The following is a 21920-nucleotide window of genomic DNA, read 5'->3' as shown; positions in this document are numbered from 1 at the left end:
GTACCATCGGCGGCATGATCGAGTCGAGTCCACGGCAGCGCACGCTCGTCCTGGCCATCTGCTGCATGAGCCTGCTGATCGTGAGCCTCGACAACACCGTCCTGAACGTCGCGCTGCCCACCATGCGGCGCGAACTGCACGCCTCGGTGTCCGGGCTCCAGTGGACCATCGACGCGTACACCCTGGTCCTGGCCTCGCTGCTGATGCTCGCGGGGTCGACGGCCGACCGGATCGGGCGCCGCAAGGTGTTCGTGGCGGGGCTGGTGCTCTTCACCCTCGGCTCCGCGCTGTGCTCGCTCGCCCCGAGCCTCGACTGGCTCGTGGCCTTCCGCATGGTGCAGGCCGTCGGCGGCGCGATGCTCAACCCGGTGGCGATGTCGATCATCACCAACACCTTCACCGAGCCCGCCGCACGGGCGCGCGCCATCGGCGCCTGGGGCGCCGTCGCCGGCATCTCCATGGCGGCCGGGCCGCTGATCGGCGGCGTGCTGGTGGACACGGTGGGCTGGCGCTCGATCTTCTGGCTCAACCTGCCGATCGGCCTGGCCGCCCTCGTCCTGACCCTGCGCTACATCCCCGAGTCCCGGGCCGCCCGGCCGCGCCGGCCCGACCCGGTGGGACAGGTGCTGGTCATGGCGCTGCTCGGCACGGTCACGTACGCGATCATCGAGGCGCCGGCCGTCGGGCCGGGCTCGCCGCTGATCGTGGGCTGCGCCGTGGTCGCCGTGGCCTCGCTCGTCGGACTGCTGGTGTACGAGCCCCGGCGGGAGGAGCCGCTGATCGACTTCCGGTTCTTCCGGAGCGCTCCGTTCAGCGGCGCGACCGTGATCGCCGTCAGCGCCTTCGCGGGACTGGCCGGCTTCCTCTTCCTGAACACGCTCTACCTCCAGGACGTGCGCGGGCTCGACGCGCTGGACGCGGGGCTCTACATGTTGCCGATGGCGGCCCTGACGTTCCTGTTCGCCCCGGTCTCGGGGCGGATGGTCGCGGCGCGCGGGCCGCGGCTCCCGCTGCTGGTCGCGGGGGTGTGCATGGGGGCGAGCGGGCTTCTCTTCGCGGTGTTCCGGGCCGAGACCTCCACCCCGCTGCTGTTCGCCGGCTACATGCTCTTCGGGCTGGGCTTCGGCATGGTCAACGCCCCGGTCACCAACACGGCGGTGTCCGGGATGCCGCGTTCCCAGGCGGGCGTCGCCGCCGCCATCGCGTCCACCAGCCGGCAGACCGGCAGCACGCTGGGCGTGGCGGTGGTGGGTTCGGTGCTGGCGTCCGGGATGACGGACACCGCGGACTTCGCGGCGGCGACCGGGCCCGCCTGGTGGATCATCACGGTCTGCGGGCTGCTCGTCCTGGTCGTGGGCGCGGCCACCAGCGGGCCCTGGGCCCGCGCGACGGCCGAGCGCACGGCGCGCGCCCTCGACCCCGCGTCCGCCCGGACCCCGGCCGACGCCTGAGCCCGGGGGCGTGCGCGCCCCCGCCGACGTGCGGGCGGGGCGGGGTCACTCCTGGCAGTCGAACTCGCCCGCGTGCGTGTCGATCCTGGCCAGCAGCGTGCGCAGGGCCGTCCGGTCGGTGGCGGTGAGGCCCGCGAAGAGGTCGCGCTCGACGTCGTCGAGCGCCGCGTTCGTCGAGCGCAGGGCGGCGGCGCCCGCGGCGGTGAGGGCCACGTTGTGGCGGCGCCGGTCGGCGGGGTCGCGGCGGCGTTCGGCCAGGCCGTCGCCCTCCAGGTCGTTCAGGATGCCGACGAGGACGCTGGGGTCCACCTCCAGCCGCTCCGCGAGCACGCGCTGACCGAGGGGGCCGCCCTCCAGGTGCATCAGCGCCATCGCGTGGCGCGGGGTGAGGCCGGCGGCGCTGAACGCCTTCTTCATCCGCGCCTGGGTGACCGCGCCGTGCCAGGCCAGCAGGAGGCCCAGGCGCTGCGGGGGGTGCGATCCGTCCTGGTCTGCCGTCATGGTCCGCATCGTAGCAATCACCGGATGGTTGCACTCCATCGATCGTTGATGCTATTCAATGATCTAACGCAATCGACCATTGGGGCTCATCATGTTCATCGCCTACGCCGTCGTCGGCATCCTGCTCGCGCTCGCCCTCACCGCCTCCGCGGTCTTCACGCTCCGGCGCAACGAGCAGGTGGTGGCCAACATGCGCAAGGTGCGGGTCCCCGAGGCGTGGCTGCCACGGCTGGCCGCCCTGAAGGCCGCCGGCGCCGTCGGCCTGGCAGCCGGCCTGTGGATCGCGCCGCTCGGCGTGGCCGCGGCCGTCGGCGTGACCCTCTACTTCATCGGGGCGGTCATCAGCCACGTGCGCGTCAAGGACTACGAGCTCGCCCCGGCGGCGGTCTTGGCTCTGCTGGCGGCGGCGGCCCTGGTGTTGCGCCTCCTCGCCTGAACCGGACCGGCCCACACCCCGACGCACTGCGCACACCGCCGCCCACACCGGCGCTCCCACCACCGCCCTCACCACCTCTCGCCCGGCCGGCGCCGGGACCTCTCACCCTGACGAGTGACAGATATTGAAATCTGTCACTCGTCATGCCATTCTCGTCGCATGACGACGAACCCGAACCCCTCTCCCCCCTCCCCCTCTTCCGAGCCGGCCCCGCGGCGCCGGCTCGGAACCACCGGCCCGGCCGTCTTTCCGCTCGGCCTCGGCTGCATGGGAATGTCGGCCCTGTACGGCGAGAGCGACCGCGCCGAGTCCCTCGCGACGGTCCACGCCGCCCTGGACGCCGGGGTCACGCTGCTCGACACCGGCGACTTCTACGGCATGGGGCACAACGAACTGCTGATCAACGAGGCCCTGCGGACGGCTCCGGCGGCCGCCCGCGAGAAGGCGCTGACCAGCGTGAAGTTCGGCGCCCTGCGGACGGTCGAGGGCGGCTTCACCGGATACGACGGCCGGCCCGCGGCCGTGAAGAACTTCCTGGCCTACTCGCTCCAACGGCTCGGCCGGGACCACATCGACATCTACCGGATCGCCCGGGTGGACCCGGACGTCCCGATCGAGGAGACCGTGGGCGCCATCGCCGAGGCCGTCGAGGCCGGGCACGTACGGCACATCGGGCTCTCCGAGGTCGGCGCGGACACCCTGCGCCGGGCCGCGTCCGTGGCCCCCATCGCGGACCTCCAGATCGAGTACTCCCTGATCTCGCGCGGCATCGAGGACCGGATCCTGCCGACCGCCCGTGAGCTGGGCATCGGCATCACGGCGTACGGGGTGCTGTCCCGCGGCCTGATCAGCGGACACTTCGGCCGCGACCGCGCACTGGCCCCCGGCGACTTCCGCGGCATGAGCCCCCGCTTTCAGGGCGACAACCTCGACCGGAACCTCGACCTGGTGGACGCCCTGCGCAAGGTCGCGGGCGGCAAGGGGGTCAGCGTCGCCCAGACCGCCATCGCCTGGGTGCTGTCCCGGGGCGAGGACATCGTGCCGCTGGTGGGCGCCCGGCGCCGGGACCGGCTCGCCGAGGCACTGGGTGCCATGGAGGTCACCCTCGACGCCGCCGACCTGGCCGCGATCGAGGAGGCCGTACCGGCGGGCGCCGCGGCCGGCGAGCGCTATCCGTCCGCGCAGATGGCCCACCTCGACAGCGAACACTGAGACGGTACGGTCATCACATGTCCCCCGCTGCCGCCGAGCCCCTGACACCCGAGCGCATCCTCGAAACCACCGAGGAGGTGCTGCGCCGTTTCGGCCCCACCAAGGCGACCGTGGTGGACGTGGCCCGCGCCCTGGGCGTGAGTCACGGCAGCGTGTACCGGCACTTCCCGTCGAAGGCCGCGCTCCGCGAGGCGGTCACCGACCGGTGGCTCGCCAAGAGCGTCGTCGTGCTGGAAGAGATCACCTCCGACCCCGGTGCGAGCGCGGAATCGAAGCTGGAGGCCTGGCTGGAGTCGCTCTTCGCGGCCAAGCGGCACAAGGCGGGCGACGACCCGGAGCTGTTCGCCACCTACACCGTGCTGCTCTCCGAGCACAGCGGCGTGGTGGACGCGCACCTGACGGAGCTGACCGACCAGCTGTCGCGGATCATCGCCGAGGGCGTCGCGGCCGGGTCGCTGGCCGCCGAGGACGTGCCGGCCACCGCCCGCGCGGTCTTCCACGCCACCGGCCGGTTCCACGACCCCCAGTACGCGGCGGACTGGGTGTCGCCGACGATCCTCACGGAGTTCGAGGCGGTCACCGCCCTGCTGATCCGGGGACTGCGCGCCTGACCCGCCTGCGGGACCCCGGCCGGAGCGGGCCGACCGGGGCGGGGCCGACGAAGGCGGAGGGAGGCACTCCGGACGGTTTGGCGATCATTTGGGGCCGGCATTGCCATGCGCAGGCCGGAGTCGTGCGTACGCTCCCCTTTCCGCACGCCGAGGCACGTCCCAGGGGGAAGCATGTCCGCTCCGCAGTCAGCGCCACCACCGCCACCGCAGCAACCCGCGCCGCCCGCTCGCTCCGGCACCGCGACCGCCGTCGGCTGGGTGCTGACCATCGCGCTGAACGTGGTCGCGCCGATCATCACGTACAACGTCCTCACGGACGACCACGGCTGGAGCGAGTTCTCGGCGCTGCTCGTCAGCGGCGCGTGGCCGGTGCTCGACAGCGCGATCAGCGTGGCCTGGCGGCGCAAGTTCGACGAGTTCGCCGTCGTCACCCTGGTGTTCCTGGTGATCACCGCGGTGGTCTCGCTCGTCGGCGCGCACTCGGCCCGCGCCCTGCTGATCAAGGACTCCGCGGTCACCGGCCTGTTCGGGCTGCTCTGCCTGGGCACGCTGGCCGCGGCGCGCCCGCTGATGTTCTACTTCGGCCGCAAGTTCGCCACGGACGGCACGCCCGAGGGCACGGCGTGGTGGAACGGCCTGTGGGCGTACGAGGGCTTCCGGACCACCATGAAGCGGATGACGCTGGTCTGGGGCTCGGCCTACGTCGCGGAGTCCCTGGTCCGGATCGTCCTCGCGTACGGACTGGACACCAGGACCATGGTGACCCTCAGCCCGTTCATGATCTACGGCGTGCTGGCCGCCCTCGCCGTGTGGACCGCCCGCTACGCGAAGCGCTCCCGGGCCGAGGGCGAACGCCGCGCGGCCGCGGCGGCCGCCGCCGGGGGCGCGGCCGCGGCCTGACCGTCCGCGGGGGAAAGCCCGTGGCCCGGTGCGCACCGCGCACCGGGCCACGGGCTTTCTTCGCGCCGGGACGGACCTAGCAGCCGAGCAGGCGGCTGCCGAGGTAGCTCTGGATCTGGTCCAGGGAGACGCGCTCCTGCTTCATGGTGTCGCGCTCGCGCACGGTCACCGCGTTGTCGTCCAGGGTGTCGAAGTCGACGGTGATGCAGAACGGGGTGCCGATCTCGTCCTGGCGACGGTAGCGGCGGCCGATGGCGCCGGCGTCGTCGAACTCGATGTTCCAGTTCTTGCGCAGGTCGGCGGCGAGGCCCTTGGCCTTCGGCGACAGCTGCGCGTTGCGCGACAGCGGCAGGACGGCGACCTTGATCGGGGCCAGGCGCGGGTCGAGGCGCATCACGGTGCGCTTCTCCATGACGCCCTTGGCGTTCGGGGCCTCGTCCTCGTTGTACGCGTCGAGCATGAAGGCGAGCATGGCGCGGTTCACACCGGCCGCCGGCTCGATGACGTACGGGGTGTAGCGCTCACCGGCCTCCTGGTCGAAGTAGGTGAGGTCCTGGCCGGAGGCGGCGGAGTGGGCCTTGAGGTCGAAGTCGGTGCGGTTGGCCACGCCCTCCAGCTCGGAGAACTCGTTGCCGCCGAAGTTGAAGCGGTACTCGATGTCGGCGGTGCGCTTCGAGTAGTGGGACAGCTTCTCCTTCGGGTGCTCGTACCAGCGGATGTTCTCCTCGCGGATGCCGAGGCCGCGGTACCAGTTCCACCGCTCGGCCATCCAGTACTCCTGCCACTGCTCGTCCTCGCCCGGCTTGACGAAGAACTCCATCTCCATCTGCTCGAACTCGCGGGTGCGGAAGATGAAGTTGCCCGGAGTGATCTCGTTCCGGAAGGACTTGCCCATCTGCGCGATGCCGAAGGGCGGCTTCTTGCGCGAAGTGGTCTGCACGTGGGCGAAGTTGGTGAAGATGCCCTGGGCGGTCTCGGGGCGCAGGTACGCCTTCGAGTCCTGGGTCGGGCCGAGGTGCGTCTCCAGCATGCCGGAGAACTGCTTGGGCTCGGTGAACTGGCCCTTCACGCCGCAGTGGGGGCAGTTGATGTCGGCGAGGCCGTTGGCGGGCAGCCGGCCGTGCTTGGCCTCGTACGCCTCTTCCAGGTGGTCCGCACGGTGGCGCTTGTGACAGGCGGTGCACTCGGTCAGCGGGTCCGAGAAGGTCGCGACGTGACCGGAGGCCACCCAGACCTCGGGGGCCAGGATCACGGACGAGTCGAGGCCGACGATGTCCTCACGTCCGGTGACCATCGCCTTCCACCACTGGCGCTTGATGTTCTCCTTGAGCTCGACACCCAGCGGACCGTAGTCCCAGGCAGCCCGGGAACCGCCGTAGATGTCACTGCAAGGGAAAACGAAGCCACGGCGCTTGCTCAGGCTGACGATGGTTTCGATCTTGTCGGCGGCCACGGTGCTCTCTTCATTACGAGGACGAACGGCGAAGTCTTTAGGTTACCGGCGCCCGCACCCCCCCTTTCAAATCGGTTCCCGTTCCCCGGCCCCGGCGGAGGCCGCCCCGAGGCATTGTTGACAATCGTTTCCATCTTTGATGAAAATGGATGTCATGAACGTACGACGCCTCATACCCACCGCCGCCCTCGCCGGAGCCGTCGCCCTCGGCGCCACGGCCCTCACCGCATGCTCCGGAGCCACGGCGGCCGGCGGAGGCGGGAGCGGGGACGGGGACGGCAGGCTCGCCGTGACGGCGTCGTTCTACCCGATGCAGTTCCTCGGCGAGCAGATCGGCAAGGACCACGTGAAGGTCGGCACGCTCACCAAGCCGGGCGTCGAGCCGCACGACCTGGAGATCACCCCCAAGCAGACCGCCCAGCTCGGCGAATCCGACGTGGTCCTCTACCTCAAGAGCCTGCAGCCCGCCGTCGACGAGGCCGTCGCCCAGTCCGGCGTGAAGAACGTCGTCGACGCCGCCGCCCTCACCCCCCTCGAAGTCCACGGCGCCTCCGGCCACGACCACGCCGGCGAGGACCACGACCACGCGGCGGAGGGGGACGGCCACGACCACGGCGGAACCGGCCGGGACCCCCATGTGTGGCTCGACCCCGTCAAGTACGCGCAGGTCGCCAAGGGCGTCGGCGCGGCCCTGGAGAAGGCCGACCCCGACCACGCGGCCGACTACCGCAAGAACACCGACGAGCTGGTGGCCAAGCTCACCGCCCTGGACGCCGAGTTCAAGACCGGCCTGGGCACCACCGCGTCCAAGACCTTCATCACCACGCACTCCGCGTTCGGCTACCTCGCCGAGCGCTACGGCCTGGACCAGGAGGGCATCTCCGGGGTCGACCCCGAGTCCGAGCCCAGCCCGGCCCGGATGAAGGAACTGCAGGCCGTCGCGAAGAAGGACAATGTCTCCACCGTGTTCTTCGAGACGCTGGCCAGCGACAAGACGGCCACGACCCTCGCGAAGGACACCGGGCTGCGGACCGACGTCCTCGATCCCCTTGAGGGAATCACCGACAAGTCCCAGGGCGCTGACTACTTCGAGGTCATGCGGTCGAACCTGAACAACCTCCAGAAGGCCCTCGGAGCCAAATGATGACAGCAGCAGCAACGGAGGCGCGCGCCATGCAGTCCACGCCGGGGCGGGCAGCGGACCAGCCCGTCATATCCCTGCGCGGGGCCACCGCCTCGCTCGGCTCGCGCCCCGTGCTGCGCGGGATCGACCTCACCGTCCACCGCGGCGAGGTCGTCGCCCTGCTCGGCGCCAACGGCTCCGGCAAGTCCACGGCCGTCCGCGCCGTGGTCGGCCAGGTCCCGCTGGCCGACGGCGGGCTTTCCCTCTTCGGCACGGACTTCAAGCGCTTCCGGGACTGGTCGCGCATCGGCTACGTCCCGCAGCGCACCACCGCCGCGAGCGGCGTCCCGGCCACCGTCCGCGAGGTCGTCTCCTCCGGCCGGCTGGCCCGCTCCCGCTTCGGCGTCCTGCGCAAGGCCGACAAGGCCGCCGTCGCGCGCGCCCTGGCCCTGGTCGACATGGACGCGTACGCCGACGCCTCGGTGAACGCCCTCTCCGGCGGCCAGCACCAGCGCGTGCTCATAGCCCGGGCGCTCGCCGTCGAACCCGAGCTCCTGATCATGGACGAGCCGATGGCCGGGGTGGACCTGGCCAACCAGGAGGTCCTGGCCCGCGCCCTGCGCGAGCAGGTCGCCGCCGGCACCACCGTGCTCCTCGTCCTGCACGAGCTGGGGCCGCTGGAACCGCTGATCGACCGGGCCGTCGTCCTGCGCGACGGCTGCGTCGTCCACGACGGCCCGCCCCCCGAGGCCGTGGGCCAGCACGCCCTGCCCGGCCACGACCACGTACACCCCCACGCGGCGCACGACGCCGAGCCCCTGCGGACGGGACTGCTGAGCTGATGGAGATCCTCGACTACGCGTTCATGCAGCGGGCCCTGCTCGCGGCCGTCCTGGTCGGTCTGACCGCCCCGGCGATCGGGACCTACCTGGTGCAGCGCCGCCAGGCGGTCATGGGCGACGGCATCGGGCACGTGGCCATGACCGGCGTCGCCCTCGGCTTCCTGCTCAACACCAGCCCGATCTGGACGGCCACCCTGGTCGCGGTGGTGGGCGCGGTCGGCATGGAGCTGATCCGGTCCCGCGGCAGGACCAGCGGCGACATCGCGCTCGCCATGCTCTTCTACGGCGGCCTGGCCGGCGGCGTCATGATCATCAACCTGGCGCCGGGCGGCTCCACCGCCAATCTGACCAGCTACCTCTTCGGCTCCATCACCACCGTCTCCGCCGAGGACATCACCGCCGTGGTGGTCCTCGCCGTGTTCGTGCTCGCCGTGACGCTCGGGCTGCGGCGCCAGCTGTTCGCCGTCTGCCAGGACGAGGAGTTCGCCCGGGTCACCGGACTGCCGGTGCGCGCGCTGAACCTGCTGATGGCGGTCACCGCCGCCGTCACCGTCACCGTCGCGATGCGCATCGTGGGCCTGCTGCTGGTCAGCGCCATGATGGTGATCCCGGTGGCGGCCGCCCAGCGCGTGACCCGCGGGTTCACCGCGACCCTCTCGGTGGCGATGGTGATCGGCGTGCTGGTCTCGCTGACCGGCACGGCCACGACCTACTACCTCGACGCGCCGTCCGGCGGCACCATCGTGCTGCTCGCCATCGCCGTCTTCGTGGTGATGACGGCGGTCTCCACCCCGCTGGCCGCGCGCCGGGCGAAAGCCGCCCGCGGCGCCGAAGAGGTCTGTACCCGAGACGATGTGAAGGTCTAGGAGAGCCGGTCGCCTGGCACAATGGGCCGAGGCCCGATACGAGGAGGAACCGGTGGCGACTGCGCCTGGCGAGACGAATACCGCGCCAGTACGAGGACGGTCCACCCGGCAGCGGGCCGCCGTGGCGGCGGCGCTGGACGAGGTGGACGAGTTCCGCAGCGCCCAGGAACTCCACGACATGCTCAAGCACCGCGGTGATTCCGTGGGCCTGACCACCGTCTACCGCACCCTCCAGTCGCTCGCGGACGCCGGCGAGGTCGACGTCCTGCGCACCAGCGACGGCGAGTCCGTCTACCGCCGCTGCTCGACCGGGGACCACCACCACCACCTGGTGTGCCGCAAGTGCGGCAAGGCCGTCGAGGTCGAGGGCCCGGCCGTGGAGAAGTGGGCCGAGTCGATCGCGGCCGAGCACGGCTACGTGAACGTCGCCCACACCGTGGAGATCTTCGGCACCTGCGCCGACTGCGCCGCCGCCGGCTGACCGGCCGACGAGCTGCCGGCCGACCGGCGAGCGGTGCCCGTGTCCCGCCCGCGGTCGCGCGGGCGGGGCGGGGGACGGCCGGCGGGGTCAGCCCGTGGGGCCCTCGGACTGGTTCGGGACCGCACCGCCGAAGCGGCGGTCGCGCTGGGCGTACTCCAGGCACGCCGCCCACAGGTTGCGGCGGTCGAAGTCGGGCCACAGCACGTCCTGGAAGACCATCTCCGCGTACGCGCTCTGCCAGAGCAGGTAGTTGGAGGTGCGCTGCTCACCGCTGGGCCGCAGGAACAGGTCCACGTCCGGCATGTCCGGGTAGTACATGTACTTCGCGAAGGTCTTCTCGTTGACCTTCGCCGGGTCGAGCCGGCCCGCCGCGACGTCGCGCGCGATGGCCTGCGCCGCGTCCGCGATCTCCGCGCGCCCGCCGTAGTTCACGCAGAAGTACAGGGTCATGGCGTCGTTGTCGACGGTCTGTTCCTGCGCGACCTGGAGCTCCTGGACGACCGACTTCCACATCTTCGGCATGCGGCCGACCCAGCGGATGCGGATGCCCAGCTCGTCCATCTCGTCGCGCCGACGGCGGATGACGTCGCGGTTGAAGTTCATCAGGAAGCGGACCTCGTCGGGCGAGCGCTTCCAGTTCTCCGTCGAGAAGGCGTACAGCGACAGGTTCTTGACGCCCATCTCCAGGCAGCCCTTGAGCACGTCCAGGACGACGCCCTCGCCGACCTTGTGCCCCTCGGTGCGCGGCAGCCCGCGCTCCTTGGCCCAGCGGCCGTTGCCGTCCATGACGACCGCGACGTGGTTCGGGACGAGCTCTCCGGGGATCTTCGGCGGGCGCTCACCGGACGGATGCGGCTCGGGAACCTTGTACTCGCGGCGAGAGCGTCCCAGAATCCCGCGTCGTGCCATGTGCCCAGCTCCTATTTCTCGACGTATCGCAGGGAACGCAGCCCGCGCTCCAGATGCCAGTGCAGATAGGCGGAGACCAGCCCGCTGCCCTCCCGCACGTGACGCGCCTCGCACGCGTCGGCATGGGTCCAGTCGCCCGTCAGCAGGGCGCTGAGCAGGGCGATGGCCTCCGACGAGGGTACGACGCTGCCGGGCACCCGGCAGTCCCCGCATATCACCCCGCCCGCGGCCACGGAGAAGTGCCGGTTGGGGCCGTGGATGCCGCACTTCGCGCAGTCCTCGAAGCTGGGCGCGTAGCCGTTGACGGCGAGGGAGCGCAGCAGGAAGGCGTCGAGGATGAGGTGGGGTTCGTGTTCGCCGCGCGCGAGGGTGCGCAGGGCGCCGACGAGCAGCAGGTACTGCTGCACGGCGGGCTCGCCCTCGTTCTCGGTGAACCGCTCGGCGGTCTCCAGCATGGCGGTGCCGGCGGTGTAGCGGGCGTAGTCGGTGACGATGCCGTTGCCGTACGGGGCGATGATCTCGGTCTGGGTGCACAGCGGCAGGCTGCGGCCGATCAGCTCGCTGCCGCGGGCGAAGAACTGCACGTCGGCGTGGGAGAAAGGTTCCAGCCGGGCCCCGAACTTGGACTTCGTGCGCCGGACCCCGCGGGCGACGGCCCGGACCCGGCCGTGGCCGCGGGTGAGCAGCGTGATGATGCGGTCCGCCTCACCCAGCTTCTGGGTGCGCAGCACGATGCCGTCGTCGCGGAACAGGCTCATGCGCCCATTGTCCCCCGCGGTCCGGCCCCGCCGGACCGCCCGCGCCGGTACCGGGGCGGCCGGCGGGAGCGGCCGCACGACCGCCCGAAGGCCCTGGCGGGCAGCCGGGCGGGGGCCGGGGTCGCGGGGCCGGCGGCGCGCACGGCGGCCCCTACGGCGCCCGGACCGCCGACAGCAGCCGCGCCACCTCGTCGGTGTCCATGCGCAGGGCGGCGCCCACGGTGGCCAGCACCTCCCGCTCGGCGGGGATGTACGGCCCGTCGGCCAGCGCGATCCGGGCGCCCTGCCGCAGGATCGACTCGCGGCCCGGGCCGGCCAGGTGCACGGCCAGCGGCTCCAGGGCCTCGTGCAGCTCGATCGAGAGCGCCGCCCCGCAGCACTCGGGGCCGTCGTACAGCCCGAGCCGGCCCTCGTCCCGGCCCAGCGCCTCCACGAGGGACTCCAGCTGCTCCTGCGTGCAGTCCTGGAACCCCGCGGCCCGTACGGTGCTCACGCCGGCCTCCAGCGCGCTGCGCGAGGCCGTACCGCCCGCCGCCAGCACGGCGAGGGCCACGGTGTGCACGGCGTCGCGCAGCATCGCGGTGAAGCGGGTGGTGGTCGGGTGGTCCAGCACCTCGGTGTCGTAGCGCTCGTGGCAGCCCTGGCACTCGACGACCGGCCCCGCGGAGCCGCGCGGCAGCAGCGGGACGCCGAGGACGGCGAAGCGGCGGCGCCCGGTGCGCCGGCGGTAGTTCCGGTCGCCACCGCAGGCCGGGCAGAAGAACTCCCCGTCGCCCACGGTGCTCCAGGTGGTACGGATGCCCCAGGCCGTCAGCTTCCGGCCGTCCCCACCCCGAACTGGCAGCACGTCGCACCTCCGTAACCTTCCGGCAACATCGCCGGGTGGGCGTGATGTTAGCCACATCGATGAGGATGCGTCAGCCGTGCGGCAGGACAAGATGTCGCGGGAGGGCTACTTGGCCGGTCTGCGCCCCCGCCGCGCGCCCCCCGGAACGGGCCCGCGGCGGGCCCCCGACGCCGCGGCCCCGCCCCTCCCGGGGCGGGGGAGGGGCGGGGCCGCGGCGCGGGTGGTTCAGCGGCCCGCGCGGTTGACGGCGGAGATGACCGCCTTCAGGGAGGCGCGGGTGGTGTTGGCGTCGATGCCGATGCCCCACAGGACGCGGCCGTCGATCGCGCACTCGATGTACGAGGCGGCGACGGCGGAGGCGCCCTCGCTCATGGTGTGCTCGGTGTAGTCCAGCAGGCGGGCGTCGATCCCGATGCCGGCCAGGGCGTCGAAGAAGGCCGAGATCGGACCGTTGCCGGTGCCGTCCAGCACGGCGTCCACGCCGTCCACGACCGCCTCGACGGTCAGCGTGTCGGTGCCGTCCTTGTCGGTGGTGGTCTGGCCGGAGCGCAGCTGGATGCGGCCCCACGGGTTCTCGGGGTTGGGCAGGTACTCGTCCCGGAAGACGGACCAGATCGCCTTGGGCGTGACCTCGCCGCCCTCGGCGTCGGTCTTGGCCTGGATGATCCGGGAGAACTCGATCTGCATGCGGCGCGGCAGGTCCAGCTTGTGGTCGTTCTTCAGGACGTACGCGATGCCGCCCTTGCCGGACTGCGAGTTGACCCGGATGACGGCCTCGTAGGAGCGGCCGACGTCCTTGGGGTCGATGGGCAGGTACGGGACCGCCCACTCGATGTCGTCCACGGTCTTGCCCGCGGCGGCCGCGTCGGCCTCCATGGCGTCGAAGCCCTTCTTGATGGCGTCCTGGTGGGAGCCGGAGAAGGCGGTGTAGACCAGGTCGCCCGCGTAGGGGTGGCGCGGGTGGACCTCCATCTGGTTGCAGTACTCGCTGGTGCGGCGGATCTCGTCGATCTGCGAGAAGTCGATCTGCGGGTCGACGCCCTGGGAGAACAGGTTCATGCCCAGGGTGATCAGGTCGACGTTGCCGGTGCGCTCGCCCTGGCCGAACAGGCAGCCCTCGATGCGGTCGGCGCCGGCCATCAGGGCCAGCTCGGCGGCGGCGACGGCGGTGCCGCGGTCGTTGTGCGGGTGGACGGAGATGCAGATGTGCTCGCGGCGGGTCAGGTTGCGGGCCATCCACTCGAAGCGGTCCGCGTGGGTGGACGGCGTGGAGCGCTCCACGGTCGCGGGCAGGTTCAGGATGATCTCGCGGCCCTCGCCCGGCTGCCAGACGTCGCAGACGGCCTCGCAGACCTCCAGGGCGAAGTCCAGCTCGGTGTCGGTGAAGATCTCCGGGCTGTACTGGTAGCCGAAGGTGGTCTCGGGGCCCAGCAGCTTCTCGGCGTACTCCATGACCAGGCGGGTGCCGTCGACGGCGATCTGCTTGATCTGCTCCTTGGAGCCGCGGAAGACGACCCGGCGGAAGGTGGGGGCGGTCGCGTTGTACAGGTGGACGGTGGCGCGCTTGGCTCCGACCAGGGATTCCACGGTCCGCTCGATCAGGTCCTCGCGGGCCTGGGTCAGTACGGAGATGGTGACGTCGTCCGGGATCGCGCCCTCTTCGATGATGGAGCGCACGAAGGCGAAGTCGGTCTCGCCGGAGGAGGGGAAGCCGACCTCGATCTCCTTGTAGCCCATGCGCACCAGCAGGTCGAACATCTCGCGCTTGCGGGCGGGGGTCATCGGGTCGATCAGCGACTGGTTGCCGTCGCGCAGGTCGGTCGACAGCCAGCGGGGAGCCCGGGTGACGCGGGCGTTCGGCCAGGTGCGGTCGGGGATCTCGACCTGCTCGTAGAAGCCGTACTTGTGGATGGGCATCCCGGAGGGCTTCTGGCTGTGGGTCGCGTTGGTGATGGGCGTGGGGCGACCGACAAAAGGCTGCTGGCTCATGGCGTTGGGCTCCTCGCGTGTCCGCGTGTAGTTCGCTGGGACGGCCGGCGGGCGGTCGCAAAACCGCAACACCAAACTCCGCGGGGAGGGGGCCGGCCTACGACTACAGACCCTCGCCGCGGCAGCTAAGGAGAAGCAGCCCGAAACGCATGATGGGCCGAGCCTAGCCGAGCCGCGCGGTGCGCGGGGGTCCTGTTTCAGTATGCAAGACCCACCAGTCCGATTTACATCAAATGTGAGCCAAGCCGCTTTGATCCGTTCGCAAGCGGCCGGTCCGTCAACCCGGTGGCGCCGGGTTCAGACGACCGAATGAATCATGGTGGCAGGTAGTGACAGTCTCGTGACCCAGTGCCACATTGCGGACCATGGACGCCTCTTCGCCCCGCCGCCACCCCGTCTTCTGCACCGTCGTGCCCCCGCACCTCCTCGACCGGATCGCCCGGTCCGGGGACCCGCGGCGCGCCGATCTCGCCCAGCGCACGCTGGAACGCGACGCCCTGCTGCGCACCCGGCGCCGGGTCAGCGCCGTCCGGGGCGTCGCCCCCGCCCCGGACGCCCCCGCTCCGGACGCCCCCGCCGCCGACGGACCGGAGCGGACCGTGTACGACGCCGGGCGGCTGACCCGGCTGCCGGGGGCGAAGGCCCGCGGAGAGGGCGCGCCGCCGAGCGCCGACGCCACCGTCAACCGCGCGTACGCCGGGCTCGGGGCGACGTACGAGCTGTTCTTCCGGGGCTTCGGGCGGCGCTCGATCGACGGCGAGGGGCTCGCCCTGGACGCGACCGTCCACTACGACGAGGAGTACTCGAACGCCTTCTGGGACGGGACGCGGATGGTCTTCGGCGACGGGGACGGCCAGCTCTTCCTCGACTTCACGGTGCCGGTGGACGTCATCGGCCACGAGCTCACGCACGGCGTCACCCAGTACACGGCGAACCTGGAGTACCACGGCCAGTCGGGCGCGCTCAACGAGTCCGTGTCGGACGTCTTCGGCTCGCTCATCAAGCAGTACGCGCTGGACCAGACGGCCGACCAGGCGGACTGGCTGATCGGCGCCGGCCTGCTGGGCCCGGCCGTCGACAGCGGGCAGGCGCTGCGGTCGATGAAGGCCCCGGGCACGGCGTACGAGGACGACGAGCTCGGCAAGGACCCGCAGCCCGCGACCATGGACGACTACGTCCGGACCTCCCGCGACAACGGCGGTGTGCACATCAACTCCGGCATCCCGAACCACGCCTTCTACATCGCGGCGACGGAGCTGGGCGGCAAGGCCTGGGAGCGGGCCGGTCTGATCTGGTACGACACCCTGACGGGCGGGGAGCTGGCGGCGGACGCCGACTTCGCCGACTTCGCCCGGCTGACGGTCGCCGCGGCCGTCGCCCGGTACGGGGACGGCGGCGCGGAACACCGGGCCCTGCAGAAGGCGTGGTCGGCGGTCGGCCTGGGGTAGGAGCAGGGGCATGCGGATTTCGGTGGTGCGGACGGGCGGTTTCGCGGGGATCGAGCGGCGGGCCGAGGTGGACACCTCGGGCCTTCCCGACGAGGACGAGTGGACGGAACTGGTCCGGCTCGCCCTGCGGCCCGACCCTCGGGACGCGGGGGCGGGCGACCGGGCCGGCGATCCGGCGGGCGGGGTGCGGGACGGCTTCTCGTACACGATCCGCGTGGACGGGCGGACCGTGTCCTGCCGCGATCCGCACCTCTCGGAGGCCCAGCGGGCGCTGGTCTCGCGGCTCCTGAAAGAAGGTGCCTGAGCGCGGCCGCTTTGCTTGGATGACCGGATGACCGACCGGATGACCGACCGGATGACCGATCACGTGACCGGGCCGACGAGCGCGCAGCGGGCCGAGCGGACGACCGACGCGCCCCTGCCCGGGCTGGAGCGGTACTACGACGCCGTGCCGCGGGTGGGCGGGGCCCGGGCGGAGGACTTCGGGCCGCTGACCCTCTTCGTCCAGGAGGGCGCCGGCTGGCCGTACTACGCCCGGCCGGCGCCGGGCGGCCCCGCGCCGACCGCGGCCGACGTGGAGCGGGTGCGGGCCCGGCAGCGGGAGCTGGGCGTGCCCGAGGCCTTCGAGTGGGTGGCGGGGAACAGCCCCGGGCTGCTCGCCGCGGCGCGGGCGGCGGGACTGCACGTCCACGCGCACCCGCTGATGGTGCTCGACCCGACCGCGCCGCCGCCCCCCGCCCACCCCGGGGTCCGGCTGCTCGGCGCCGACGACCCGCTGCTGACACAGGCGGTGGCCGTCCAGGCGCTGGCCTTCGCGGAGCCGGGCACGGCCGTGGGGACCGCCGGGACGGCGGAACTCGCGGCCGCGGCGACGGAGCCGTCGGTCCTGGCCCGCAGCGCCCGGGTCGCCGGGATGATCCGGTCGGGCCGTACGGTGCTGGCGGGGGCGGTCCGAGACGGCACGGTGCTGTGCGCGGGCCAGTACAACCCGGTGGACGGGGTCGCGGAGGTGGTCGCCGTGGGCACCCTGCCGTCCGCCCGCCGACAGGGGCTGGCCCTCGGGGTGACGGCGGCGCTGGCCGCCGACGCCCGCGCGCGCGGCGCCCGTACGGTCTTCCTCTCGGCCGGGGACGAGGACGTGGCCCGGATCTACGGCCGGATCGGCTTCCACCGGGTGGGGACGGCGCTGATCGCGGAACCGCCGGCCTGCTGAGCCCGGCCGCGGCGGCCCGCGCGGGTCGGCCGGGGTCGTGTTGCCGGAACGGCAACAATGTTTGCCCCGCTGCACGGGGGCGGCGCAGCATCGGCCGCAGCGGCACCCCGCCGGCACCCGTCACGGAAGAGGCACCCATGCCCGAGCACGAGCACACCCGCACCTCCCCCGCGCCCGCCCCCGGGCCCGGGGTGTCCCGGGCGGAGTACTGGGACGAGCGCTACCGCGAGAGCGACCGCATCTGGAGCGGCCGGCCCAACGAGATCCTGGTCCGGGAGGTCGCCGGGCTGACCCCGGGCAGCGCCCTGGACCTCGGCTGCGGCGAGGGCGCGGACGCGGTCTGGCTGGCCCGCGGCGGCTGGACGGTCACCGGGAGCGACGTCTCCGAGGTGGCCCTCGGGAGGGCGGCCGAGCACGCCGCCGAGGCCGGGGTGGCGGAGCGGGTGGTGCTGCGGCGGCACGACTTCGCGGAGTCCTTCCCCGAGGGGGAGTTCGACCTGGTCTCCGCGTGCTTCCTGCACTCGTACGGGGAGTTCCCCCGCGAGGCCGTCCTGCGCTCCGCGGCCGCCGCGGTGGCGCCCGGCGGGACGCTGCTCGTCGTGGGCCACGCGGGCTGGCCGTCGTGGGTCGAGGAGCCGCCGCACCCGGGCGTGGAGTTCCCCACCGCCGAGGAGGTGCTGGCCCGGCTGGAGCTCGCCGAGGGCGCCTGGGAGGTGCTGCTCGTGGAGGAGCACGTCAAGGTCCAGGACCAGCCCGACGGCCGGCCCGGGACCCGTCCGGACAACGTGGTGAAGGTGCGCCGGCTGCGCTAGCCGGCGCGGCCGGGGGACGCGCCGGCCGACCGGCTTCCCGCGCGGGGAGCCGGTCGGCGGGCGGTCAGAAGCCGAGCTTGCGGAGCTGCTTGGGGTCCCGCTGCCAGTCCTTGGCCACCTTCACGTGCAGGTCGAGGAAGACCGGGGTCCCGAGCAGCGCTTCGATGTGCTTGCGCGACTTCATCCCGACCTCCTTCAGGCGCGAGCCCTTGGGGCCGATGATGATGCCCTTCTGGCTCGGCCGCTCGATGTAGACGTTGGCGTGGATGTCGAGCAGCGGCCGGTCGGCCGGACGGTTCTCGCGCGGGATCATCTCCTCGACGACCACCGCGATCGAGTGCGGGAGCTCGTCGCGCACGCCCTCCAGCGCGGCTTCGCGGATCAGCTCCGCGACCATCACCATCTCGGGCTCGTCGGTGAGGTCGCCCTCGGGGTACAGCGGCGGGCTCTCGGGCAGCAGCGGTGCGATCAGGTCGGCGAGCAGTTGGACCTGGTCGCCGCCGACCGCCGAGACGGGGACGATCTCGGCCCACTCGAAGCCCAGCTCGGCGCCGAGCTGGTGGATGGCGAGGAGCTGTTCGGCCAGCTGCTTGGACTCGACGAGGTCGGTCTTGGTCACGATGGCGATCTTGGGGGTCTTCTTGATCCCCGCGAGTTCCTTCGCGATGAACTTGTCGCCGGGGCCGAGCTTCTGGTCGGCGGGCAGGCAGAAGCCGATGACGTCGACTTCGGACCAGGTGGCCCGGACCACGTCGTTGAGCCGCTCGCCGAGGAGCGTGCGCGGCTTGTGCAGGCCCGGCGTGTCGACGAGGACGAGCTGGGCGTCGGGGCGGTGCACGATGCCGCGGACGGTGTGGCGGGTGGTCTGCGGCCGGTTGGAGGTGATCGCGACCTTGGTGCCCACGAGTGCGTTGGTGAGGGTCGACTTCCCCGCGTTGGGGCGGCCGACGAAGCAGGCGAAGCCCGCACGGTGCGGGGCTGTGGACTCGGGGGAACGATCGCTCATACGGGCCATTCTCCCCGATGCGGCTCCCAGCGCCGACCAGGCCGCGGCCCGGCGGGCGGCGGCGGGGCTGCGGGGTGCCGCCGCCGCCGGGTGCGCGGCGCCGGCGGCACGGCCCTGAGCTGTGGTTTCCGTCGGCCCCGACCCGTACGGGCGGTGCGGGCGCCGCGCGGTGGACGGATCCTCCCGGCGGCCCGCGGGCCGCGTGCGCCCGGCCCGGCGGCGCGGGGAGGGCCGCTCACGCCCCGGCCCTCGACCCGGCCTTCGGCGCGCCCCCTCCCCCGCCCGCCCGGAAGGTCCTGCGGTACGCGGTGGGGCTGACCCCCAGCGCCGCCCGCACGTGCTTGCGCAGCGACTGCGCCGTCCCGAAGCCGCTCTCCCGCGCCACGTGCTCCATCGGCAGGTCCGTCCGCTCCAGCAGCTCCCTGGCCCGCTCCACCCGCTGCCCGGTCAGCCACTGGCCGGGGCTGACCCCGGACTCCTCCCGGAAGCGGCGCGTGAAGGTCCGTACGGACACGGCCTCCCGCCGGGCCAGGTCCGTCAGGCGCAGCGGCTCGTGCAGCCGGTCCAGCACCCAGGCGCGGGCGGTGGCGGTGCCGGCCTGCCGCGCGTGCGGCACCGGCCGCTCGACGAACTGCGCCTGACCGCCCTCCCGGTGCGGCGGTACGACGGTCCGCCGGGCCACGTCGTTGGCGACGGCCGCACCGTGGTCGCGGCGCACGATGTGCAGGCACAGGTCGATGCCGGAGGCCACCCCGGCGGAGGTGAGCACGTCCCCGTCGTCGGTGTAGAGGACGCCGGGGTCCACGCGCACCGCCGGGAAGAGCCGCTGGAAGTGCTCGGCGGAGGCCCAGTGGGTGGTGGCCGGGCGGCCGTCGAGGTACCCGGCGGCGGCGAGCACGTATCCGCCGGTGCAGATCGAGACGAGCCGGGTGCCGGGACGGATGTGGGCGAGGGCGGCGGCGAGCTCCTCGGTCAGCCGGCCGTGCTCGTGGACGGGCCCCAGCTCGTAGGAGGCGGGCACCACCACGGTGTCGGCGGTCGCCAGCAGTTCCGGGCCGTGCTCGACCCGGACGGCGAAGTCGGCGTCGGTGGCCACCGGGCCGGGGGCCAGCCCGCAGGTGAGGGTCTCGTAGAAGCGCCGCCCGGTGCGGTCCTTGGCGTAGCCGAAGATCCGGTGCGGGATGCCGAGTTCGAAGGGGAGCAGCCCGGCCAGGGCGAGGACGACGACCCGGTGCGGTGTGCGCTGCGGCTCCATGGCCCGATCGTAGCGAACCATGACGGTCAGGCCACTGTCCGGCCGGGGTCCCGGGCCGGAAGCTGGGCCGGTGACCCACACCGCACCCGCCTCCACGCCCCTCCGGCCCGCTCCTCGGCCGGCGGGGCGCGTCCACCGCGCGTGGTTCGTCGCGGCCGCCGCCTTCGTGACGATCATCGGCGCCGCCGGCTTCGCCTCCCTGCCGGGCCTGCTCATCGAACCGCTGCACGCCGAGTTCGACTGGTCGCGCGGCACGATCGGGCTGGCCGTCTCGGTCAACCTCGCGCTGTACGGGCTCACCGCGCCCTTCGCGGCGGCGCTGATGGACCGCTTCGGCATCCGCCGGGTCGTCTCGGTGGCCCTGCTCGTCATAGCGGGCGGGGCGCTGGCCACCGTGTGGATGACCGCGGCCTGGCAACTGGTGCTGCTGTGGGGCGTGGTGGTGGGCCTCGGCAGCGGCGCGATGGCCCTGGCCTTCGCGGCGACGGTGACGAACCGCTGGTTCACCGCCCGGCGCGGGCTGGTCACCGGCATCCTGACCGCGGCCGGCGCCTCCGGGCAGCTGGTCTTCCTGCCGCTGCTGGCCTGGCTGGTGGAGCGGCACGGCTGGCGGCCGGCGGCGGTGACCGTCGCCCTGGCGGCGGTGGCGGTCGTCCCGCTGGTCTGGCTGCTGCTGCGCGACCACCCGGCGGACGTGGGCCTCGCCCCGTACGGAGGCGCGTACGCGCCCCGGCCCGCTCCCGTGCCGGGGGCCGCGCGCCGGGCCGTGCGGGTGCTGGCCGGGGCCGCGCGCACGGGGCCGTTCTGGCTGCTGGCGGGCACCTTCGCGATCTGCGGGGCCTCGACGAACGGCCTGGTGCGCACCCACTTCGTCCCGGCGGCCCACGACCACGGCATGCCGGTGACGGCGGCGGCGGGGCTGCTGGCGGTGATCGGCGTGTTCGACGTGGTCGGCACGGTGGCCTCGGGCTGGTTCACCGACCGTTTCGAGGCCCGGCGCCTGCTGGCCGTCTACTACGCGCTGCGCGGGGTGTCGCTGCTGTTCCTGCCGATGCTGCTGGCCCCGTCCGTGCGCCCGCCGCTGGTCTTCTTCATCGTCTTCTACGGCCTGGACTGGGTCGCGACCGTGCCGCCGACCATCGCGCTGTGCCGGGAGCAGTACGGGGACGACGGGGCGATCGTCTTCGGCTGGGTCCTCGCCTCCCACCAGGTCGGCGCGGCGGTGGTGGCGTTCCTGGGCGGCGTGGCGCGGGACGCCTTCGGCTCGTACGACGTGGTCTGGTACGCGTCGGGGGCGCTGTGCGCGGTGGCCGCGCTGATGGCCATGGTGATCCGCCGCCGCTCCCCCGGCGCCCCCTCGACGGCGGCGGCCTGACCCCCGGACCGGGGGCCGGGCCGGCGGCGGACCCGGTCAGCCGGCCGGGGTGGTGGACCGCAGGGTGCCGTCCGGGCCGGCCAGCAGGACCGGGGTGTCCGGGCCGCCGAGGTCGCGGACGGCCGCGCGGTCGGCGTCGGCCGGGGCGTCGGCGGCACTGACCACGGCCGCGGCCTCCAGCGACCGCGCCCCGCTCGCCACCGCCATCGCGACGGCGGTCTGCAGAGCGCTGAGCTTGAGGGAGGCGAGGTCCACGGTCCCGGCGACGTAGGTGCGGCCCGTCTCGTCGCGCACCGCGGCCCCCTCGGGCACGCCGTTGCGGGCCCGGGCGCTGCGCGCCAGCGTGATGATCTTGCTGTCCTCGGGGTCGATCCCGGTGCTGTCGGTCATGGCCGAAAGCATAGGGAGCCCCCGGCCGGGCCCGCACGACGG

General features: G+C 72.9%; 23 protein-coding genes. 14 read left to right on the top strand and 9 right to left on the bottom strand.

Going from position 1 to position 21920, the window contains the following annotated elements; translation table 11 throughout:
- Positions 1-14 precede the first annotated feature (14 nt).
- The gene (locus CP968_RS22475; protein ID WP_150519716.1) at positions 15-1451 is read left to right on the top strand and encodes an MFS transporter; all 1437 of its coding nucleotides are present in this window, start codon (positions 15-17) and stop codon (positions 1449-1451) included.
- Between the two features lie 45 nt (positions 1452-1496).
- Here the strand turns inward: CP968_RS22475 and CP968_RS22470 are convergent, their stop codons facing one another.
- Positions 1497-1952: a MarR family winged helix-turn-helix transcriptional regulator gene (locus CP968_RS22470; RefSeq protein ID WP_229886560.1), complete on the bottom strand. Its 456-nt coding sequence runs from the start codon at positions 1950-1952 to the stop codon at positions 1497-1499.
- 91 nt (positions 1953-2043) lie between these two features.
- On the opposite strand from CP968_RS22470, the gene CP968_RS22465 reads away from it, so the two are divergent.
- The 4 genes from CP968_RS22465 to CP968_RS22450 all read left to right on the top strand — a co-directional run bounded on the left by CP968_RS22465 (position 2044) and on the right by CP968_RS22450 (position 5111).
- Positions 2044-2388 (top strand): DoxX family protein, encoded by a 345-nt coding sequence (locus tag CP968_RS22465; RefSeq protein ID WP_150519714.1) that lies wholly within the window; start codon positions 2044-2046, stop codon positions 2386-2388.
- Positions 2389-2547: 159 nt separating this feature from the next.
- Entirely contained in the window at positions 2548-3600 is a 1053-nt protein-coding gene (locus CP968_RS22460; RefSeq protein ID WP_268253284.1) for an aldo/keto reductase, read from the top strand.
- Between the two features lie 17 nt (positions 3601-3617).
- On the top strand, positions 3618-4211 hold the full coding sequence (locus tag CP968_RS22455) for a TetR/AcrR family transcriptional regulator (RefSeq protein ID WP_150519712.1): 594 nt from the start codon (positions 3618-3620) through the stop codon (positions 4209-4211).
- A 171-nt stretch (positions 4212-4382) separates the two neighbouring features.
- Positions 4383-5111 (top strand): VC0807 family protein, encoded by a 729-nt coding sequence (locus CP968_RS22450; RefSeq protein ID WP_150519711.1) that lies wholly within the window; start codon positions 4383-4385, stop codon positions 5109-5111.
- Positions 5112-5187: 76 nt separating this feature from the next.
- Here the strand turns inward: CP968_RS22450 and CP968_RS22445 are convergent, their stop codons facing one another.
- Entirely contained in the window at positions 5188-6564 is a 1377-nt protein-coding gene (locus CP968_RS22445) for a glycine--tRNA ligase (protein WP_150519710.1), read from the bottom strand.
- 154 nt (positions 6565-6718) lie between these two features.
- Here CP968_RS22445 and CP968_RS22440 point away from each other — a divergent pair, with 154 nt between their 5' ends.
- The 4 genes from CP968_RS22440 to CP968_RS22425 are packed head-to-tail and all read left to right on the top strand — an operon-like array spanning position 6719 to position 9876.
- A complete protein-coding gene (locus CP968_RS22440; protein WP_150519709.1) occupies positions 6719-7708 on the top strand; it encodes a metal ABC transporter substrate-binding protein in 990 nt (329 codons plus the stop codon).
- Positions 7709-7737: 29 nt separating this feature from the next.
- Complete coding sequence (locus CP968_RS22435; protein ID WP_150522058.1) at positions 7738-8529, top strand: metal ABC transporter ATP-binding protein; 792 nt, start codon at positions 7738-7740, stop codon at positions 8527-8529.
- Entirely contained in the window at positions 8529-9395 is an 867-nt protein-coding gene (locus CP968_RS22430) for a metal ABC transporter permease (protein WP_150519708.1), read from the top strand. The genes CP968_RS22435 and CP968_RS22430 overlap by 1 nt, the downstream gene beginning before the upstream one ends.
- A 52-nt stretch (positions 9396-9447) precedes the next feature.
- Positions 9448-9876 carry a Fur family transcriptional regulator gene (locus CP968_RS22425; RefSeq protein ID WP_150519707.1) on the top strand — a complete coding sequence of 143 codons (429 nt, stop codon included), beginning with the start codon at positions 9448-9450 and terminating at the stop codon, positions 9874-9876.
- Between the two features lie 87 nt (positions 9877-9963).
- Here the strand turns inward: CP968_RS22425 and CP968_RS22420 are convergent, their stop codons facing one another.
- The 4 genes from CP968_RS22420 to leuA all read right to left on the bottom strand — a co-directional run bounded on the left by CP968_RS22420 (position 9964) and on the right by leuA (position 14379).
- Positions 9964-10785, bottom strand: a complete 822-nt coding sequence (locus CP968_RS22420) for an isoprenyl transferase (RefSeq protein WP_150519706.1) — start codon at positions 10783-10785, stop codon at positions 9964-9966.
- An 11-nt stretch (positions 10786-10796) separates the two neighbouring features.
- Entirely contained in the window at positions 10797-11543 is a 747-nt protein-coding gene (gene recO / locus CP968_RS22415; RefSeq protein ID WP_150519705.1) for a DNA repair protein RecO, read from the bottom strand.
- Between the two features lie 151 nt (positions 11544-11694).
- Complete coding sequence (locus tag CP968_RS22405; protein ID WP_229886562.1) at positions 11695-12390, bottom strand: TerB family tellurite resistance protein; 696 nt, start codon at positions 12388-12390, stop codon at positions 11695-11697.
- A 225-nt stretch (positions 12391-12615) separates the two neighbouring features.
- Entirely contained in the window at positions 12616-14379 is a 1764-nt protein-coding gene (leuA, locus tag CP968_RS22395; RefSeq protein ID WP_150519704.1) for a 2-isopropylmalate synthase, read from the bottom strand.
- A gap of 365 nt (positions 14380-14744) precedes the next feature.
- On the opposite strand from leuA, the gene CP968_RS22390 reads away from it, so the two are divergent.
- The 4 genes from CP968_RS22390 (at position 14745) to CP968_RS22375 (ending at position 17852) form a co-directional block, all read left to right on the top strand.
- The gene (locus CP968_RS22390) at positions 14745-15827 is read left to right on the top strand and encodes a M4 family metallopeptidase (RefSeq protein ID WP_150519703.1); all 1083 of its coding nucleotides are present in this window, start codon (positions 14745-14747) and stop codon (positions 15825-15827) included.
- A gap of 10 nt (positions 15828-15837) precedes the next feature.
- Positions 15838-16131, top strand: coding sequence for a protealysin inhibitor emfourin (locus CP968_RS22385; RefSeq protein WP_150519702.1), 294 nt, complete (start codon positions 15838-15840; stop codon positions 16129-16131).
- A 27-nt stretch (positions 16132-16158) separates the two neighbouring features.
- Positions 16159-17040: a GNAT family N-acetyltransferase gene (locus CP968_RS22380; protein WP_229886563.1), complete on the top strand. Its 882-nt coding sequence runs from the start codon at positions 16159-16161 to the stop codon at positions 17038-17040.
- 137 nt (positions 17041-17177) lie between these two features.
- Positions 17178-17852 (top strand): SAM-dependent methyltransferase, encoded by a 675-nt coding sequence (locus tag CP968_RS22375; RefSeq protein ID WP_150519701.1) that lies wholly within the window; start codon positions 17178-17180, stop codon positions 17850-17852.
- 64 nt (positions 17853-17916) lie between these two features.
- Here the strand turns inward: CP968_RS22375 and era are convergent, their stop codons facing one another.
- Positions 17917-18867 carry a GTPase Era gene (gene era / locus CP968_RS22370; RefSeq protein ID WP_150519700.1) on the bottom strand — a complete coding sequence of 317 codons (951 nt, stop codon included), beginning with the start codon at positions 18865-18867 and terminating at the stop codon, positions 17917-17919.
- Positions 18868-19093: 226 nt separating this feature from the next.
- Complete coding sequence (locus tag CP968_RS22365) at positions 19094-20113, bottom strand: GlxA family transcriptional regulator (protein WP_189828942.1); 1020 nt, start codon at positions 20111-20113, stop codon at positions 19094-19096.
- A gap of 70 nt (positions 20114-20183) precedes the next feature.
- On the opposite strand from CP968_RS22365, the gene CP968_RS22360 reads away from it, so the two are divergent.
- A complete protein-coding gene (locus tag CP968_RS22360; protein WP_150519698.1) occupies positions 20184-21488 on the top strand; it encodes an MFS transporter in 1305 nt (434 codons plus the stop codon).
- Between the two features lie 36 nt (positions 21489-21524).
- On the opposite strand, the gene CP968_RS22355 is transcribed toward CP968_RS22360, so the two are convergent.
- A complete protein-coding gene (locus CP968_RS22355; protein ID WP_150519697.1) occupies positions 21525-21878 on the bottom strand; it encodes a cytidine deaminase in 354 nt (117 codons plus the stop codon).
- Positions 21879-21920 lie beyond the last annotated feature (42 nt).

Source organism: Streptomyces subrutilus, assembly GCF_008704535.1.
In the GTDB taxonomy this organism is placed as follows: Bacteria; Actinomycetota; Actinomycetes; order Streptomycetales; family Streptomycetaceae; genus Streptomyces; species Streptomyces subrutilus.
The sequence above is the reverse complement of the archived record's forward strand: the minus strand, read 5'-3'. Positions and strand labels throughout refer to the sequence as shown.